Source organism: Campylobacter sp. RKI_CA19_01122, assembly GCF_025771325.1.
Classification (GTDB): Bacteria; Campylobacterota; Campylobacteria; order Campylobacterales; family Campylobacteraceae; genus Campylobacter_D; species Campylobacter_D lari_D.
In genome coordinates this window covers 42,551-60,304 of the sequence record NZ_JAKMPZ010000010.1, presented here as the reverse complement: position 1 = coordinate 60,304, position 17,754 = coordinate 42,551, and the positions used below count along the sequence as shown (strand labels likewise).

The window sequence follows — 17,754 nt, the reverse complement described above, 5'->3', positions numbered from 1 at the left end:
GTCAAGATTATAATCATAAACATCATTATTATTATAATGGTGTTTTTTAATTACATAAGTATTAGAAGCTTTATCATAATTTGCCTGGGTGGCAGCTTCTAAAGAGTTTAGTGAAAGTATAGTGAGTAGGGAAAGTTTTAATAGATTAAAGTTTTTATAGTTTTTTAAAGGGTTTAAAGTGTTTGAGTTAAAACGAAAATTATCGTATCCCCCCCCCCCGTGAGGTGATTTTTGGATGAATTTTTATTCATTGAAAATTCCTTTCAAAAAATAGTTAATGTATTTGATTGATTCATTATTTGTTTGTGTGTTTTACAATACCCATTGCTAATATTTTAACAATAAGTATAGAATATTAATATTTTATTTATAAATTTTTACTTAAGTATAATTTAAGATAAGAAGTATCTTAAATTTAAAATTACTATAAAATAGACTTTATGGTTAAAAAATAATATTTTTGCTTCCATGGCTTCATAATTATTTTTCTAAAACACATTGTTATAAAAAATATTTTTATTTAAAAGCTATGAAAGTTTCAAAATTTACCCATTTAAAAACACTTTCTACTTTAGAAAATCCTGCCTTTTTAAGCATAGTTATGTTTTCATTTTGAGTATAAGGAATGAGGACATTTTCTAAGGCTTCTCGTTTGCTTGAAATTTCTAGCTTACTATAACCTTGCTCTAGTTTATATTGCTCATAAATTTGTATCATTTTTTTAGCTATTTTTACATCTTCATAAAGAATTTTTTCACTAAGCACAAATATACCATTTTCTTTTAAGTTTTGATAGATTTTATCAACTAATTCTTGTCTTTTAGGTGGGCGGATAAACTGCAAAGTATAAGTAGCTATAAAAACATCATTTTTAAAAAACTCAAAATCATCTAAATTTTTTTGATGAAATTCCACCCTAGCTCCAAAGGCTTGACATTTGTTTTTGGCGATCTCTAACATAGCATTAGCTTCATCAACCCCGCTTAAAAGAAAATCTTTTCTTTTTTCATAAAGTGCAAGCAATAAACTAGCCGTAGAACAACCAAGATCACAAATTCTCGCATTTTGTGGTGCAAAATGATCAATAAGTTCGACTATGAGTTTTAAATTTTGCGTATAAAAAGGCACAGATCTTGACACCATATCATCAAAAACACTTGCTACGCTTTTATCAAATTCAAATTGTTTTTCCAAGGGTTTTTTAAAAATTTCATCTTTCATTTAATCTTCCTAAAATTTCTTTTGCTTTGTCAATATCTTTACTAATTTGTGCTTTTAATAAGGCTAAGTCGTTAAATTTTTCATTAGCTCTTATATAGTCAATAAAACTTAACTCAACTGAAATTGCTTTTGTGTTTGTGAAATTTTCATCTAAAATATGCGTTTCTAAAGCAAAATTTTCATCAGTAGATCTTATGCCTATAAAACTTACACTATGATAGCTTTTATTTTCAATCTTTACTAAAGTCGCATATACGCCATCTTTGGGTAAAAAGAAGTCTTTTGTATGTAAATTTAAAGTTGCAAAAAGCTCTTTAGCGCCTATACCTTGACCTTTGATGATATTTGCTTGTATATTATAAAATCTACCTAGAAAATTTTTAGCTTCTTTGACTTTTGTTTCTTTAAGTAAGGTTTTAATCATACTTGTATGAACACTTTTATTTTGAATTTTAAACTCATCTACGATGATGGTGTTTATACCACAAAGACTTTGTATGTCTTTGGCACTGCATTTTCTTTCTTTGCCAAATTTAAAATCATAACCTACAATGATCTTTTCTAGTTTGGGAAATTCTTGCTTTAAAAGCTTTAAAAAATCCTCGCCTTTATAGTCTTTGATTTTATCAAAATCACAAAAAATCAAAGGAAAATCAACCAAATTTACTCTAAAATCCTTAGGTGTTAGGGCTTCTTTTTCCTCTTTAGTGATGATAAATAAGGCGCCATTTTCATCTAAATGCTTAAAAAGCTCAAAATGCCCCAAATGCATACCATCAAAACGCCCTATGGCTAAATTTGTGATCTTAGTTTTTTCTATAGGCGTAGAAAAACTCAACATTACCTTCTTTTCCTTTTAAGTGTGACTCTTGACTTGCTTGCAAGATCCAACCAAGCTTTGCGCAAGCTTTTTCAAAGCTTTCTTTAGCATTTTTGATGGCTTTAGTATCTTTTACCACTCCGTTTTTATCGCGCTTAGCATTTTTACCTACTTCAAATTGAGGTTTAAAAAGCAAGATGATAAGATCTTTAGCAAGTTTATCTATATGAAAAATCAAATGTGTTAAAGATATAAAACTTACATCACAAGTGATAACATCATATAAAATTTCACTTTTAAACTCACGCAAATCAGTATTTTCACAAATTTGGATATTTTCTAAATTTCTTAAGCTCTCATGAAGTTGGTTAGAGCCTACATCTAAAGCTGTGATGTGTTTAGCATTATTTTGGTGTAAAATTTGCACAAAACCTCCGGTTGATGAACCTATATCTAAACAAATTTTATCTTTTATGGTAAATGTATGCTCTTGTAAAAAATGCTTGAGCTTAAAAGCAGCTCTGCTTACAAAAAGCTCTTCTAAAAGCGTGAGTTTTAAACTCTCATCTTCTAAAGGATTTAAAGATGTGATTTTAAAAGAGGTTTTTTTAAACTCGCCATTGAGTAAAATTTGCTTGTTTTCTATAAACTCACAAGCTTTGTTGCGAGAAATGTTTAACTTTGCACTTACAAAAACATCATACCTCATCATCACCGCCTAAAAGAGCGTTAAACTCAGCTTCATTGATGCACTTAACTCCTAAACTTTGAGCCTTTTCAAGCTTTGAGCCTGCTTCACTTCCATATAATACAAAGTCAGTTTTCTTAGACACACTTGAACTTACCTTTGCTCCAAAGCTTTCGATTAGTTCTTTAAAATGATCGCGTGATTTGCTTAAAGTGCCTGTGATAACAAAGGTTTTATTAGAAATATTATCATTTATAATAAGCTCTTTTTTCTCATCTTCTAAATGCAAAATTTCATAAAAATGCTTAATGCGATTTGCATTGACATGGGTAAATTCTTCTAAGCTTTTAGCCATTTGTTCGCCAAAGCCTTCTAAATTTGCATAAGCTTCATAGCTTTGCATAAACCATTCAAAGCCAAAAGATTGAGCTAATTTTTTAGCTGCTACTTCTCCGATATGCTCTATACCCAAAGCAGTGATAAACCTTGATAAGGGGCATTTTTTTGCATTTTCAATAGCACTTAGAAGATTGTTGATTTTTTTTTCTTTAAAACCTTCTAAGCCTTCAAAATCGCTGTATTTTAAGAAAAATATACTTTCTATATTAGTGATTTTTCCTTCTTTAAATAAAAGCTCGACGATATTTTCTCCAAGGCCGTCTATATTTAAACACTTTTTAGATACAAAATGTATGATAGAATTTACAAGTCTTGCTTTACAATCTAAGTTTTGACATTTTAAAAAAGCACCCTCATCTAAAAGCTCACTTAAACACTCAGGACAAAGAGTTGGTTTAGCAATCTTACTTTCTAAACCATCACGCCTTTGAGTAAAAACTTTAGTGATTTTAGGTATGACATCGCCACTTCTTATCACACTTACGCTATCGCCTATCATCACTCCAAGTCTAGCTATCTCATCAAAATTATGTAAGGTTGCAGACTTTACGATAACCCCATCTAAATTTACAGGCTCTAAAACCGCCACAGGGGTAATCACCCCACTTCTTCCAACTTGTAAATTAACCCCAAGTAATGTTGTAGTTTTTTCCAAAGCAGGAAATTTAAACGCGGCCATAAATTTTGGAAATTTCACTGTATAACCCAAAAGCTTACAATGAGCTAAATCATCTACCCTTACAACCATACCATCCATCATCATAGGCTTTTGATCTCTTTTTTCTAAAAGCTCGTGGTATTTTTCCAAAACCCCATCTAAAGATTTCACACAAAAAACAAAATCATCTTTTAAAAAACCAAGACTTCTTATAAATTCCATCACTTCAGAGTGCTTGCTAAATTCTAAAGAATTCTCCCCCACTCCCCAAGGATAAAATTTTAAATTTCTTTCTTTTGTAATGCTTGTATCAAGCTGTCTTAAAGAGCCACTTGCTGCGTTGCGTGGGTTTGCAAATAAGCTCAAGCCATCTTTAGCTCTTTTTTCATTGATTTTTTCAAAATCTTCTTTTAAAATTACCACTTCGCCACGAATTTCTATCTTGTCTTTATAAGGAATTTTTTGAGGTATGTTTGATATTTCTTTTACATTTAAAGTAATATCCTCGCCTACTTCTCCATCACCCCTTGTAGCACCGCTGATTAAAATACCATTTTCATAAGTAAGATTTAAACTCGCTCCATCAAATTTAGGTTCTATGAAAAAATCAAACTCACATTTAGCTCTTTTTGCCCAAGCTCTAAGCTCAGCTTCATCAAAAACATCTTCCATAGACCACATTTTTGCACTATGTGCAAGTTTGTAAAATTCACTTTGTATAGTTGGGGCGATATTTTGCGTAGGAGAATCTTTAGAAATCTTTTCTTGATGAAGCGTTTCAAATGCTTTTAACTCTCTTATAAGTTTATCATATTCTTCATCGCTTGCTAAAGGCTCATCATCTTCATAATAAGCCCTCATCCATTCTTTTGCCAATTTTACCTTTTCTAAATACTCTTGATAAGTCATCACTACTCCAAAGAAAGTTCATCCATAGCTTTTGCAAGTTCAAACATTTGCTTATGTTCATACACATCATGCACTCTTATAATGCTGGCACCATTTTTAAAAGCCTCTAAATGCAAATAAAGCGTACCCGCTAGTCTTTGCTCAACACTTGAGCTAAAATAAGCATTTATCATACTTTTTCTACTAGCTCCGATTAAAAGTTCTTTTTCAAAGCGTAAAAAATGCTCTAAATGTTTGATTAACATCATATTATGCCAAGGACTTTTACCAAAACCAATACCAACATCTAAAATCACATCTTCTAAACCAAGCTCACTTAGCCTTTCTAGCTTTTGCGTAAAAAAATCATCAAGCTCAGCGAGTACATCTTCATAATGCGGGTTATCTTGCATATTTTGTGGGGTATTTTGTATATGCATGAGTGTATAAGTGGCTTTGTATTTTAAAGCTAGTTTGGCTAAATTTTCATTTTTAAAACCGGTAATATCATTAATAAGTTTAAAGCCTTTATTTAAAGCATATTCTAAACAATACTCATCAAAACTATCTAAACTAAAAATACATTTTTCATAAAGTTTTTCTTTATAGATTAAATCTAGGGTATTTTTTAAGCGTTTAAACTCTTCTTCTTTCCCACAATACATACTTCCAGGCCTTGAAGAAACCCCGCCTATATCTATATAATCAGTCCCTTGAGAGATCATGAGTTCGATTTTTTCTAAAACTTCATTTTCTTTAACCCTACTTTGAGCGTTAAAACTATCTTCATTAATATTAATCACACCCATAATTTTTGCATATTTTGGTTTAGCGAAATTAGACTTTAAAAATAGTGCTAAATTTTTAAGCTTAAAATCTTGTAGTTTTTCTTTTTCTATAAGCTTTTTAGCTTGATCTTGCGTTACCATAAGTAAGGCATTAGTATGTTCTTTACCTAGTATAACTTCTTTATGTGTTACAAGTTCAGCTCCAACCCTTAGTGCGTCTTGTTTAAGTATATTTGCAGCAGGTGCTCTTAATTCTTTGATAAGAAAAAAATGAATTTGAGTTTTTTCACTCATAATTTTCTCACCTGCTTTGTGTGGCTTTATATATTTAGAAATTTGCTCAAAGTCTGTGTTAGGATTGATTTTAATGATTTTCATTTTTTCTCTCGTGTAAAATTAAAGCTATGGTGCTTAGTAAAATAGTTGGCTTTGCATTTAATTTAGCTAACTCATAAGCTTTATAAAAAAAATCAATTTCTTCATCGTTTAATTTTATATCTTGTTTAAAACACTCATAGCTTAAAACACTAATTAAATCTAAACATTCATGCTTGTCTATATTTTCATATTGTTTTAATAATGAAGCAATTTGAGCTAGATCCATTTTTTTAAGATCTAAATTTAAAGACATCTTTTCTTTTTGAATTTTATGCTTTTCTATGATAAATCTTGAAAGTATAGTAGGTAAAAAAACATTTTTTGAAGGAGCTACGATGATAAAATACACATTTTTTGGTGGCTCTTCAAAAAGTTTTAATAAAAAATTTTGTGCTTCTTCACGAAAAGACTTAGCTAGTATAACAATAATTTTAGCTTGTGCTTCAGCCATATAACTTTCTTTTATAATAGCCCTTGCCGTTGCTTGAGCGTTTTTGTCATAAGTTAAGTCATTTAATCTTAATTCTAAGTCAGGATTTTTAGGTATGAAAAATCTAAGATTTTTTTGACCATATTCTTCTGTGAGTTTTTCTTGCATAAACTCAAAATCATTATGGATAATGATTTTATTTCTTAGATTCAAATTTCTACCTTAGAAAAAAGCACAGCCTCTAAGCTTTGCTCAAATACTTTATATAAAGAAATAAGCTTATAGTCTAATTCCTTATCGCGTGAGGAAAGATAAAAGCTATTTTGTAATTGCTCATCAAAAAGCCAAAGCATACTTTCTGCTTTAGAATTAGCGATTTTAAATTTAAATCCTGTATTAGTTCCTATATAAAAAAAAGCATAACCATTAGGAAAAGAAATACTTAAAAGATCATTTAGCAAATCTATATCTTCTTGGGTATTGCAAGTCTTATTATAAATTCCTTTTAAAGATACAAAAGGCACTAAGGGCCTTGTAGTGCTAGCATTGATTTGACTTAAAAAATACTCTTCAAACCAAGCTCTTTGCTCATCAGTAATCACAATAAAAGTATAACCTTGCAAAAGCAAAGCTAACTTAGAAGCGATCAAAGGCGACCATTCAAGACGCCTTTCTTCTAACCAACTTGTATAAGTGCCATTTTCTCGGATTTGTTCTAGGGTAAATTTTAAAAAACTATTACTCATTTATACATCTAGTTTATAAACTTCATGCAGTACTCTTACAGCCAATTCACCGTATTTTTCATGCACGATGACTGAAATTTTAATTTCACTTGTAGAAATCATTTGTATATTGATATTTTCATTTGCTAATGCTTTAAAAGCTGCTGAAGCTACTCCAGAATGTGATTTCATACCCACACCCACAACTGAAACTTTTACCACAGCACTATCTGTTTCTATATTAGCATTAGCACCTAAAACTTTTTTCATAGCATTAGTTGCTAAATCAAGCTCATTTTCAGGCACAGTAAAGCCTAAATTTGTAGCTCCATCTAAACCTACATTTTGAATAATCATATCTACATTGATATTTTCATTTGCTAAAGTTCCAAAAATTTCAGCAGCAATTCCTGGTTTATCATCGATATTTCTTAAAGTAACCCTTGCTTGGTTTTTATCTAGTGCTACACCACTAACCAAAGCTTGTTCCATATTTTCCTCCTTAGTAATGATCGTGCCTTCATTTTCATTAAAGCTACTTCTAGTAACTAATTTTACATTTAATTTTTTAGCAAGCTCTACAGAGCGATTTTGCAAAACTTTAGCTCCTAAACTTGCAAGTTCTAGCATTTCTTCATAAGAAATTTTATCTAGCTTTTTAGCCTTTGGTTCAATTCTAGGATCGGTAGTATAGACCCCATCTACATCGGTATAAATTTCACACAAATCAGCATTTAAAGCCCCAGCTAGCGCTACTGCACTTAAGTCACTTCCACCACGACCCAAAGTAGTAACATTACCCATTTTGTCAATACCCTGAAAGCCAGCAACTACTACGATATATCCTTCATCTAAAGCCTTGTTGATATTTGTAGTATCAATGTGTTCAATTCTTGCTTTAGTATAAACATCATCTGTAATAATCCCTGCATTGCGTCCGGAAAATGCAGTAGCTTTTAAACCCATTTCATTTAATGCAATAGCAAGTAAAGATGAAGTTACACGCTCACCACTACTTAAAAGCATATCCATCTCACGACCTGAAGGATTTTTACTAAAATGATGTGCAAAATCAATAAGCTCATTAGTAACTCCACTCATTGCAGAAACTACTACAACTAACTTATCGCAAGTTTTTTTACTTTTTGCCACTCTTTTAGCAACTTCATCGATACGCTCAAGCGTTCCTACACTCGTTCCCCCATATTTTTGTACAACCAGCATTAAATATACCCCCTTTCTTTAAAATATTTTAAAACTCTAATATATATAGGCTTTTTAAAATGATTAATCATATCATACACATCTTCCAATGAAGCAAATTTATAAGCATCAAATTCAGGATTTTTAGTATTTAGATTAACAATAGCTTTGTTTTTTAATCTAACTAAAAAATATTTTTGATTTTGACCATCATAAGGATACATTTTTTGTGCAACCTTAGGTGGAAAATCATAACTAATCCATTCAGGATGTTCGGCTAAAATTTCAATCTCATCTGTACCTATTTCTTCTTTTAATTCTCTAAATAACGCACTTTTAGCATCCTCTCCCTCATCTATTCCACCTTGAGGAAACTGCCATATATTTTCCATATCATTGCGTTTAGCGAGTAAAATTTTACATTCAAAAGGATAAGCTGATGATAGCACTATTGCGGCTACATTTGGCCTATATTTTTTTTCTTTTTCCATGATTTTCTTATCCTTGACTTTTTGATAATATAATTCTAACAAAAAAATACGAATTTATAATCACATTTTAAAGAAGTTTTATGCATTTATATATACATATACCATTTTGCGAAAGTAAATGTTTTTATTGTTCTTTTACTTCACTTAAAAAAAAAGATTTTGAAAAAGATTATCTAAACGCATTAATGCAAGATATAAAATATCAATTAGATTTTTTCAAGCTTGATAAAAATTCCATAAAAACTATTTTTATAGGTGGTGGTACTCCTAGTTTAATGAGTGTTAATTTTTATGAAAAAATTTTTATTTTTTTGCAAAGTTATTTACAAAAAAATAATGAAATAAGCATAGAAGCAAATCCTAACTCAAGCAATTTTTCTTGGCTTAAAGAGATAAAAAATTTAGGTTTTAACCGCATTTCTTTTGGGGTGCAAAGTTTTCATGAAAAAAAATTACAATTCCTTGGGCGTATTCATGATCAAAAAAACATTTTTACAAGTATAGAAAATGCAAAAAAAGCAGGATTTAATAATATAAATTTAGACTTAATTTATGATACAAAACTCGATGATAGTAAAATGCTTGATTATGAAATTTCTAAACTCGCTTTAATTGATATTAGCCATGTGAGTGCTTATAATTTAACTATAGAAGAAAAGACAAGATTTGCTAAAAAATTTCATTATAAAAAAAACGCTCCACGCCTTGCAAAACATTTTATCAAAGCAATTGAAAATCTTGGTTATAAACAATATGAAATCAGTAATTTTGGACAAATTTGCAAACATAATCTTGCTTATTGGCAAGGAAAAGACTATATAGGATGTGGTTTAAGCGCAGTAGGATTTTCAAAAAATCAAAGATTTTATACTAAAAAAAGTTTAAAAGATTATATAGCAAATCCCTGTTTTAGGGAGGTTGAAAATTTAAATTTACAAGATTTGTGTTTAGAGCATATTTTTCTAGGACTTAGAAGCATTATAGGAGTGGATGAAACAAAGCTAGAACCTTTAGAAAAAGAAAAGGCAATGTTTCTTAGCAAAAAAGGGAAATTAGTATATAAAAATGGAATTTTTTATAATACTAATTATCTTTTAAGCGATGAACTAGCTTTGTATATTAGCACTTAAGCTTTGCATTCACAAGAAATTCTTTTAAATTCAGGAAGCTTTATAGAAAGTTCATTGATATTTTTTAATATATCGCTGCAAAAATTATTTAAATTTTCTTTTACTCCATAATACGCCCAAACACCCTGTCTATCTACTTCTAAAAAATTAGCTTCTTTTAAAATTTTTAAATGTCTTGAAAGCCTTGATTGACTCATATTTAAAGAGCTTTGCAAATCACACACACAAAGTTTTCCATATTTTTGTAAAAAAGCTAAGATTAAAATCCTGCTTTCATCATTAATTGCACTTGTTATTTTTAAAAATTCTTGCATAAAATTCCTTATATAAAAAACATTAAAAGTCCAAAACTAATTGCAATAAAAACAATCATACCTGCAAATAAAAACAAAAAGCTTGTTTTAAAAATTCTTTTAAGTAAAATAAGTTCAGGTAAAGAACACCCTGCTCCTGCTATTAAAAAACTCATCATTATACCAAGCGGAATTCCACTGGTAGTTAAAGCTAGTGCTACAGGAATCATAGCAGTGCAATTCATATAAAGCAAAACCCCTATAAATGCTGCTATAAATACACCCAATACCCCATAATCTTTCATATAATTTTGAAAAAAATCTTGTGGAAAAAAGCCGTGTATAAAAGCCCCAATACCCATACCAATAATAATATATGGCAGAATTTTTTTATATTCATTAAAGCTTTGCATAAATAATATTTTGATTTTATTTTCTTTTGTTTTAGTCTTAAATTTTAAAATTTTACTGCTAATTTTAGAATTTTTAACAAAAATAGAACTAGGTTTTTCACAGCATAAACTTTTAGAAGTATCATTAGAACAACACTTTGAAGTTTGTTCTAAATCATTTTTTAAAAAGTCTTCATTAAAAAATCTTTGAGTGTTTATTTTTGAAACACAAAAAGCAATAAACAAAATCACGCTAAATAAAAATCCCACATAAAATAAAGAGATTTTTAAGCCAAAACTTACTACAAACATCACTACTATAATAGGATTAATTAAAGGCGAAGTTATCAAATAAGCTATACATACTCCAAGTGGTACTTTAGCTTTTAAAAATGCATTTAAAAGCGGTATGCTTGAACATGAACAAAAGGGAGTTAAACTACCCAAAAGAATAGCCTTTATATAACTTACAAAAGAATCTTTCTTTAAATGTTCATTGAAAAATTTAGCATAACGCTCATTAAGATAAGCAATAAACATGCTAACTAATATAAATAAAATAGAAATTTCAACAAATAAAATCAAAAAATCTTTAAAAATAAAAAATAACTTTTCCATAATCTTTCACTCCATTTCATTTTAAAATAAGCATAACAAAAATATATTAATATATCAAGATATCTTTATATATTAATATTATAAAAGTAATAGTATTTTTAAGTATTTTTATGTAAAATGCAAACTATATATTTAAGCGAAAGAAGATAAAATAATGAGTTTTGGAGAAATTTTAGTTATTTTAGTTATAGCTATTTTAGTTCTTGGGCCTGAAAAACTACCTTCAACTATAGTTGAAATTGCAAAAATTTTAAAAGCCATTAAAAGTAATATTGATGAAGCAAAAGCAAGTATCAATAAAGAATTAAAAATAGCAGAGTTAAAAGATGAAGCACAAAAATACAAAGATGAATTTTCACAAACTAACGAAAATATCAGAAAAAAACTGAGTTTTGAAGAATTTGATCAACTCAAAGAAGATATTTTAAATAATACCAAAGAGTTAAAAAGTGAAATTAATGATTTAGAAAAAGATATACAAGAACTTTCGCGTGTAGAAGAAAAAACTCAAAAAGATGAAAAAAATACTCAAAAAATGGAAAGCTAAGAATGTTTGAAGAATTAAAACCGCATTTAGTAGAACTTAGAAAAAGATTATTTATAAGCGTAGCTTGTGTTGTTGTAATGTTTTTTGTATGCTTTAGTTTTAATAGTTATATCATAGATATACTAAAAGCACCCGTTGAAGCAGCCTTACCTGAAATTTCAAAACAAATGACTTTCGTTGAATTACAAGAGCCTTTATTTACTGCAATGAAAGTTTCATTTTTTACAGCTTTTTTGATTTCTTTACCGGTTATTTTTTGGCAGTTTTGGAAATTCGTAGCACCAGGACTTTATGATAATGAAAAAAGATTAGTAGTGCCTTTTGTAAGCTTTGCTAGCATTATGTTTGCGCTTGGAGCTTTGTTTTGTTATTATATAGTCATACCTTTAGCTTTTAAATTTTTAATTGATTTTGGGGTGCAAACTCAAGATTTTAAACCTTTAATCAGCATAGGCTTATATGTGGGATTTTTTACTAAACTTGTAGTTGCCTTTGGCTTAGCGTTTGAAATGCCTGTGATAACCTTTTTCTTTGCCAAACTTGGACTTATTGATGATGCATTTTTAAAAAAACACTTTAGGGTTTCAGTTTTAGTAATTTTTGTTTTTTCAGCTATGATGACACCACCTGATATAATCTCACAATTTTTAATGGCCGTTCCTTTGTGCGGGCTTTATGGAATTTCTATTTACATAGCCAAAAAAGTTAATCCTAGTCAAAAAGAAAATGATGAAAACGATTGATAAAGATCTTTTGCTTTCTAGTTATGATTATGATTTACCTAATGAACTTATAGCAAATTTTCCTATCTTACCCAAGGAGAATGCTAAACTTTTAGTTTATGAAAGATGTAAAGATCAAATTTTACATTTACATTTTAAGGACTTAGCTAAAATTTTACCACCTTGTGAAATTATCTTTAATGACACTAAAGTAATAAAAGCAAGAATTTATGGATTTAAAGAAAGTGGTAGCAAAATAGAACTTTTCATTAATCACCCTTTAAAAAATAATGATTTTTTGGTTCAAATTCGTGGCAAGGTTAAAGAAGGACAAATTTTATATTTTGAAAATTCTTTAAAAGCTAAAATCAAAAAATTACACGATGATGGCACAAGAGAAGTAGAATTTTTTAATGATGAAAAAAAATTCAATCATCATGAAGTTTTTGAAATTTTAGAAAAAATAGGCCATATACCTTTACCACCATATATTAAAAGAGCAGATGAAGCACAAGATAACATTAACTATCAAAGCATTTTTGCCAAAAATCAAGGTGCGGTTGCTGCACCCACTGCAAGCTTGCACTTTGATGAAGCAATGATAAAAGAACTTAAAAAAAATCATAATATCCATACTATCACACTTCATGTTGGTGCGGGAACTTTTAAAGGTGTAGAATGCGAAGATATACGCGAGCATAAAATGCATTCAGAATTTTTCTATGTTGATGATGAAACTTGTGCTTTGATTAATTCTTCTAAAAAAATACTTGGTGTAGGTACCACAGTTACTCGTTGTATAGAGTATTATCATAGAAAAAAATTAAAAGAAGGTTTTTGTGATTTGTTTTTACACCCACAAAATACCCCACAAAGACTTGATTTTTTACTCACTAATTTTCACTTACCAAAATCAACTCTTATTATGCTTGTGGCCTCTTTTATAGGTAGAGAAAAAACTTTAGAACTTTACCATGAAGCTATAAAAAACAAATATCGTTTTTATTCTTATGGCGATGGAATGCTAATCATTTAGCTTTTTTCTTAATATATTTTTTATCAATATAACCCAAATCTATAAGTTTTTGATAAATTTTAGCAAGTACAGGTCCGCCTGCGCTACTACCACTTTTTCCATGTTCGATTAAAACTACTACTACATATTGAGGTTTTTCATAAGGCGCATAAGAAGTAATCCAAGCATGAGATCTTAAAAAATACTCTAAATCCTCTTCTTTAATACGCTTTTTTTCACTTTGGGAAATTCCAACTACTTGAGCTGTTCCTGTCTTGGCTGCTATAGTAATAGGAGAATTTCTTAAAAATCTTGCCGTAGTTCCACCATCAACATTGGCCACCTCATACATCGCACGCCTTAAAAGTGGAAGTTTTGATAATTCAAAAGTCGTAAAAACACTTTCATTATTGTCAAAATTTACCTTAGTAACATTATCATCAATACTATGTAAAAAATGCGGTGTGATATTTTTAGCCGTAGCAATCATAGCTGTAAATTTAGCCACTTGCATAGGAGTAGCAAGAAAATCACCTTGACCTATGCTTGTATTTAAAGTTTCACCTTGATACCAAGGTTGATTGTATTTTTCTTTTTTCCAAATTCTATTAGGAACTGTTCCTATAAATTCATTAGGTAAATCTACTCCTGTTTTTGCACCAAAACCTATTCTTTCAAAAACAGAACTAATGATGTCGATACCAACCTCCAAAGCTCCTTTATAAAAATATACATCACAGCTTTCTCTAATAGCATCTGTCATATCTACATAACCATGACCTATAGCCTTCCAACATCTAAATTTTCTACCACCAAGTTCAAAGTTAGAATCACACAAATATTTATGATTTTCATTCACTTTTCCACTATCTAAAAATGCTAAAGCTGTTCCCATTTTTATAACTGAACCTGGAGGATAAAGACCATTAATGAGTTTATTAGTAAAAGGATGGTTTAAATCATTAGAAAGTTTATCCCATTCTTCTTGACTAATACCGGTAACAAAAGGATTGAGATTATATTCAGGAAAACTACCCGCTGCTAAAATAGCTCCACTTTTTACATCCATTACTATAGCAGCGCCTGCTAAATTTTCAAAAATACTAGCCAAGTATTCTTGCAAATCAAGATCAATGCTTAAAGTGATATTACTTGAAGTAGGTTTTTTATAAGAAAGTTCTTCTATTTCTTTATTTAACGCATTTACTTTGCTAACCTTTTCACCCTTTTGACCTTGCAAAATTTCATTATAAGAACGCTCTATACCGCTACGCCCTACATAGCTAGTTAATCTTGCAATTTCATTTTCATTCATATCGTTTAAATTTGCTTTTCCAACATAACCTATAACATGGCTAGCTAAAGCATCATAAGGATAAAATCTTTGAGTAGTAGATTTAACTTGCATATTTTCACGCAAATTAAGCTTAGTAAAATGCTTAATCATAGCATCATATTCTATAAATGGAACTACTTCTATATAATCTTGATTATAATAAGAATCTGCTTTTATATAATTTCGTTTTAATTTAGTTATGTTTAAATCAGGAAAAGCATCTACTATAACTTGCAATTCCTGCTCTAAAAGATTTCTGTTTTTCTTTTTTATATACAAATATGGCTTTATAGAGATTGAAAAACCTAATTTATTTACTGCTAAGGGCCTACCTTTAACATCTAAAATTTGCCCTCTTACAGGTGCTAAAAATTGCGTTTTAATGGCATTTTGTTTAGCTATTTCTTCATAATAAACATTAGATTTAATGCTTATATAATACACTCTAGCAAGTAAAAGTATAAAAAAACAAGCTATAAATCCCATCACCAAACGCATACGCATATTAGATTTTCCCTTTAAAAATAACAAAAGAAATCAAAGCTTCAACGACAAAAAACCATAGATATTCAATACCAAATTTTAAAATTTGACTATTATCTAAATACGCCAAAAATACATCAAAAAGATAGATAAAAATATAAGCACAAAAGGTAAATATAACGAGTAAATAATGGCCTAGTTTTAATTTACTTTTAAACCAATCAACAAAAAGATGATAAAAAACAAAAAAAGCTATCCAAGAACTAAAAAGATAAAATCCATGGATAATATCAATTAATAAAAGATAAAACAAAGAAAAATACCATCTAAAATCAAGCTTATTAAGAGTTCTTTCTTTTTCTTTTAAAAGCACTATCATATAACAAAAAAACACGCCAAACAAAGGAGGCATCCAATAATAAACAGAGCTTAGCACTTGATAAAAAATCAAAGATAAATAAAAAAATAAATAAGAAAAATCAAATCTATTTTTTACTAAATTTCTACTCCTCATTAAAACCTAAGCTCTCTAAAATAATTTTTTGTTCTAATTTATCAATACCACTTTTTTTCAAATTTGAAACTAAAATGGCATTTTTATTTACATTTAAAATTTTTGCTTTTTGACTTTGATTGAGCTTATCTGCTTTTGTATAAACTATTATTTTTTTTTGATCAGCTCTAATAAAAGAATCTAAATACAAATCCAAATTTGCATCAATATCTAAATTTTCATGTCTTGAATCTATTAGATGAATAAAAAGTTTGATAGAACTACGCTCTTTTAAAAACTCATCTAAATTTTTATTCCAAATAGCCTTAGTTTTTTTGCTCACTTTAGCATAGCCAAAACCAGGTAAATCAATAAACATCAATTTAAATTTATCCTCATCTTTTTTATAATCAACTTCAAAAAAATTAATGAGTTGGGTTTTGCCCGGAGTTGAAGAACTTTTTGCTAAATTTTTATTCTTACAAAGAGTATTAATCAAAGAACTTTTTCCTACATTAGAGCGGCCTAAAAATGCAATTTCGGTATATATAGGCTGTGGAGCTTCATTTATTTTAGAAGCAGAAGTTAAAAATTTAGCATTTAATATCATTCTTTTACTTCAAATACAAATTTAGCAGGTTTTTTATCATTACTAACTACTCTATAAGTCATATTTTTTCTATCTACTATGATTTTATCACCTATAAGCTCTTTTTTTGACTGCACTTCTATAATTTTTGCATTACCATTAATTTCATATGTATCTTTAGCTACATTATAAACAAACTCATCACCACTTCCATGATAAATCTTATCTTTCATCATAATTTTAAATTTAGCATCTTTAGTAGCTATATACTTAATGGGTTGTTTATTTTTCATATAAATGACTAATTTTTGCGAATTTAAAATATCTTTACCTTTTTTTACTTCCACATCACCGGTTAATATGCTCGTTTCATTTTTCTCATCCAAATAAAAATCTTTAGCATAAACTTCTATTTTTTGAGCACTAAATGCAAATAAATTTAACAAACACAAAAAAATTATTGCTCTAAAAACCATGCTTTTATTCCTTGAATTTTTAATTCTTTTTGATTTACATCATATAAAAAATTATCCCCAAAAACCTCATTCAACCCTATATATGCCTTAAATTTTTCATTGGAAAATAAAATTTTATTTTTCATATCATAAATTGCTTTTTGAGTAAAAATAGAAGTTTGATTTTGATCAAAATAACTTACATTACCTTCTAAAATAGATTTTTCATCATTTCTTACTAATAAATCCGAACTTAAATTATAATCAAGTGCTTGCACTTTAAAATCATCAAAAATATCTTTATCTTGGTATTTTACCCAACGACTTGCTTGATAACTAGCTTTTGTAACAGATGTATTAAGCTCATAATCAAGCACATCAAAAGCTTGCATATTTGCCACATCTACCTTTTGCGGTTTTATTGCAAACAAATAAGGATCTTGAGTACTTAAAATCACCATAACAAAGGCAAATAAACTCATTAATATAGCAAAAATTTTTATCGCCAAAGTTTATCCCATTGAGCTTGCATATTATTATGTTCAATTAAAATTTCTATCATCTCACTCACTGCTCCATTACCACCTTTTCTGTTTAAAACTTTATCAGTTTTTAAAGCCTTATGCGCATCTTTTGGCTTAAAACTATAAGCAACTGCTTCAAGTAAACTCATATCATTATAATAATCCCCAATAGCAGCACATTGAGAAAAGTCTAAATTTAATTTTTCTAAAATTTCTTTAGCACAAGTTAATTTATCACTAATACCTTGATATACTAGATCAATTTTTAAATCTCTAGCTCTAAAATACACACATTCGCTAGTCCTGCCTGTAATAATAGCAACTTTTTTGCCAAGCTTTTGCCAAGCCTCAATTGCTGCACCATCTTTTACATTAAACTCTTTAATTTCACCATAATTTTGTGTGTAGATGATTTTACCATCTGTTAGACAACCATCTACATCTAAAAAAATAAGTTCTATCATAATT

Annotated in this window: 21 protein-coding genes; 4 read left to right on the top strand and 17 right to left on the bottom strand. The window is 29.0% G+C overall.

The window, feature by feature from the left end; all coding sequences use genetic code 11:
* Positions 1–516: 516 nt before the first annotated feature.
* Genes cmoA through L8U37_RS06570 form a run of 9 tightly spaced genes read right to left on the bottom strand, consistent with a single transcriptional unit; the run spans position 517 to position 8,689 of the window.
* Positions 517–1,221 carry a carboxy-S-adenosyl-L-methionine synthase CmoA gene (gene cmoA, locus L8U37_RS06610; protein ID WP_133319192.1) on the bottom strand — a complete coding sequence of 235 codons (705 nt, stop codon included), beginning with the start codon at positions 1,219–1,221 and terminating at the stop codon, positions 517–519.
* Positions 1,211–2,062: a bifunctional riboflavin kinase/FAD synthetase gene (locus L8U37_RS06605; RefSeq protein WP_263728869.1), complete on the bottom strand. Its 852-nt coding sequence runs from the start codon at positions 2,060–2,062 to the stop codon at positions 1,211–1,213. The genes cmoA and L8U37_RS06605 overlap by 11 nt, the downstream gene beginning before the upstream one ends.
* Positions 2,028–2,750, bottom strand: a complete 723-nt coding sequence (locus L8U37_RS06600; protein WP_263728871.1) for a TlyA family RNA methyltransferase — start codon at positions 2,748–2,750, stop codon at positions 2,028–2,030. Before L8U37_RS06600 ends, L8U37_RS06605 begins: the two co-directional genes overlap by 35 nt.
* Entirely contained in the window at positions 2,740–4,695 is a 1,956-nt protein-coding gene (gene ligA, locus L8U37_RS06595; protein WP_263728868.1) for an NAD-dependent DNA ligase LigA, read from the bottom strand. The genes L8U37_RS06600 and ligA overlap by 11 nt, the downstream gene beginning before the upstream one ends.
* Before the next feature lie 2 nt (positions 4,696–4,697).
* Positions 4,698–5,840 carry a dihydropteroate synthase gene (gene folP, locus L8U37_RS06590; RefSeq protein WP_263728866.1) on the bottom strand — a complete coding sequence of 381 codons (1,143 nt, stop codon included), beginning with the start codon at positions 5,838–5,840 and terminating at the stop codon, positions 4,698–4,700.
* Complete coding sequence (locus L8U37_RS06585; RefSeq protein ID WP_318529656.1) at positions 5,827–6,438, bottom strand: DNA polymerase III subunit delta'; 612 nt, start codon at positions 6,436–6,438, stop codon at positions 5,827–5,829. Before L8U37_RS06585 ends, folP begins: the two co-directional genes overlap by 14 nt.
* Before the next feature lie 41 nt (positions 6,439–6,479).
* Positions 6,480–7,016, bottom strand: coding sequence for a HobA family DNA replication regulator (locus tag L8U37_RS06580; protein WP_263728863.1), 537 nt, complete (start codon positions 7,014–7,016; stop codon positions 6,480–6,482).
* On the bottom strand, positions 7,017–8,219 hold the full coding sequence (locus L8U37_RS06575; RefSeq protein WP_263728862.1) for an aspartate kinase: 1,203 nt from the start codon (positions 8,217–8,219) through the stop codon (positions 7,017–7,019). It lies immediately after the preceding gene.
* Complete coding sequence (locus L8U37_RS06570; RefSeq protein WP_133319199.1) at positions 8,219–8,689, bottom strand: RNA pyrophosphohydrolase; 471 nt, start codon at positions 8,687–8,689, stop codon at positions 8,219–8,221. Before L8U37_RS06570 ends, L8U37_RS06575 begins: the two co-directional genes overlap by 1 nt.
* Before the next feature lie 80 nt (positions 8,690–8,769).
* Here L8U37_RS06570 and hemW point away from each other — a divergent pair, with 80 nt between their 5' ends.
* Positions 8,770–9,819 carry a radical SAM family heme chaperone HemW gene (gene hemW, locus L8U37_RS06565; RefSeq protein WP_263728861.1) on the top strand — a complete coding sequence of 350 codons (1,050 nt, stop codon included), beginning with the start codon at positions 8,770–8,772 and terminating at the stop codon, positions 9,817–9,819.
* On the opposite strand, the gene L8U37_RS06560 is transcribed toward hemW, so the two are convergent.
* Together L8U37_RS06560 and L8U37_RS06555 are read right to left on the bottom strand one after the other, a co-directional pair.
* The gene (locus L8U37_RS06560) at positions 9,816–10,133 is read right to left on the bottom strand and encodes an ArsR/SmtB family transcription factor (RefSeq protein ID WP_133319201.1); all 318 of its coding nucleotides are present in this window, start codon (positions 10,131–10,133) and stop codon (positions 9,816–9,818) included. The genes hemW and L8U37_RS06560 overlap by 4 nt on opposite strands.
* An 8-nt stretch (positions 10,134–10,141) precedes the next feature.
* Positions 10,142–11,122, bottom strand: a complete 981-nt coding sequence (locus tag L8U37_RS06555; protein WP_263728860.1) for a permease — start codon at positions 11,120–11,122, stop codon at positions 10,142–10,144.
* A gap of 154 nt (positions 11,123–11,276) precedes the next feature.
* Here L8U37_RS06555 and tatB point away from each other — a divergent pair, with 154 nt between their 5' ends.
* The 3 genes from tatB to queA are packed head-to-tail and all read left to right on the top strand — an operon-like array spanning position 11,277 to position 13,427.
* Positions 11,277–11,669 carry a Sec-independent protein translocase protein TatB gene (tatB, locus tag L8U37_RS06550; protein WP_133319203.1) on the top strand — a complete coding sequence of 131 codons (393 nt, stop codon included), beginning with the start codon at positions 11,277–11,279 and terminating at the stop codon, positions 11,667–11,669.
* 2 nt (positions 11,670–11,671) lie between these two features.
* A complete protein-coding gene (gene tatC, locus L8U37_RS06545) occupies positions 11,672–12,412 on the top strand; it encodes a twin-arginine translocase subunit TatC (RefSeq protein WP_133319204.1) in 741 nt (246 codons plus the stop codon).
* Complete coding sequence (gene queA, locus L8U37_RS06540; RefSeq protein ID WP_133319205.1) at positions 12,399–13,427, top strand: tRNA preQ1(34) S-adenosylmethionine ribosyltransferase-isomerase QueA; 1,029 nt, start codon at positions 12,399–12,401, stop codon at positions 13,425–13,427. Before tatC ends, queA begins: the two co-directional genes overlap by 14 nt.
* On the opposite strand, the gene mrdA is transcribed toward queA, so the two are convergent.
* Genes mrdA through L8U37_RS06510 form a run of 6 tightly spaced genes read right to left on the bottom strand, consistent with a single transcriptional unit; the run spans position 13,420 to position 17,750 of the window.
* Positions 13,420–15,246, bottom strand: a complete 1,827-nt coding sequence (gene mrdA, locus L8U37_RS06535) for a penicillin-binding protein 2 (protein WP_133319206.1) — start codon at positions 15,244–15,246, stop codon at positions 13,420–13,422. The two genes, queA and mrdA, sit on opposite strands and share 8 nt — an antisense overlap.
* Before the next feature lies 1 nt (position 15,247).
* Positions 15,248–15,739: a hypothetical protein gene (locus L8U37_RS06530; protein ID WP_133319207.1), complete on the bottom strand. Its 492-nt coding sequence runs from the start codon at positions 15,737–15,739 to the stop codon at positions 15,248–15,250.
* Complete coding sequence (yihA, locus tag L8U37_RS06525) at positions 15,729–16,328, bottom strand: ribosome biogenesis GTP-binding protein YihA/YsxC (RefSeq protein ID WP_263728858.1); 600 nt, start codon at positions 16,326–16,328, stop codon at positions 15,729–15,731. Before yihA ends, L8U37_RS06530 begins: the two co-directional genes overlap by 11 nt.
* A complete protein-coding gene (gene lptA / locus L8U37_RS06520) occupies positions 16,325–16,783 on the bottom strand; it encodes a lipopolysaccharide transport periplasmic protein LptA (RefSeq protein ID WP_263662395.1) in 459 nt (152 codons plus the stop codon). Before lptA ends, yihA begins: the two co-directional genes overlap by 4 nt.
* Positions 16,765–17,271: a hypothetical protein gene (locus L8U37_RS06515; protein WP_220566660.1), complete on the bottom strand. Its 507-nt coding sequence runs from the start codon at positions 17,269–17,271 to the stop codon at positions 16,765–16,767. Before L8U37_RS06515 ends, lptA begins: the two co-directional genes overlap by 19 nt.
* On the bottom strand, positions 17,262–17,750 hold the full coding sequence (locus L8U37_RS06510) for an HAD hydrolase family protein (protein ID WP_133319211.1): 489 nt from the start codon (positions 17,748–17,750) through the stop codon (positions 17,262–17,264). Before L8U37_RS06510 ends, L8U37_RS06515 begins: the two co-directional genes overlap by 10 nt.
* Between the last annotated feature and the right edge of the window lie 4 nt (positions 17,751–17,754).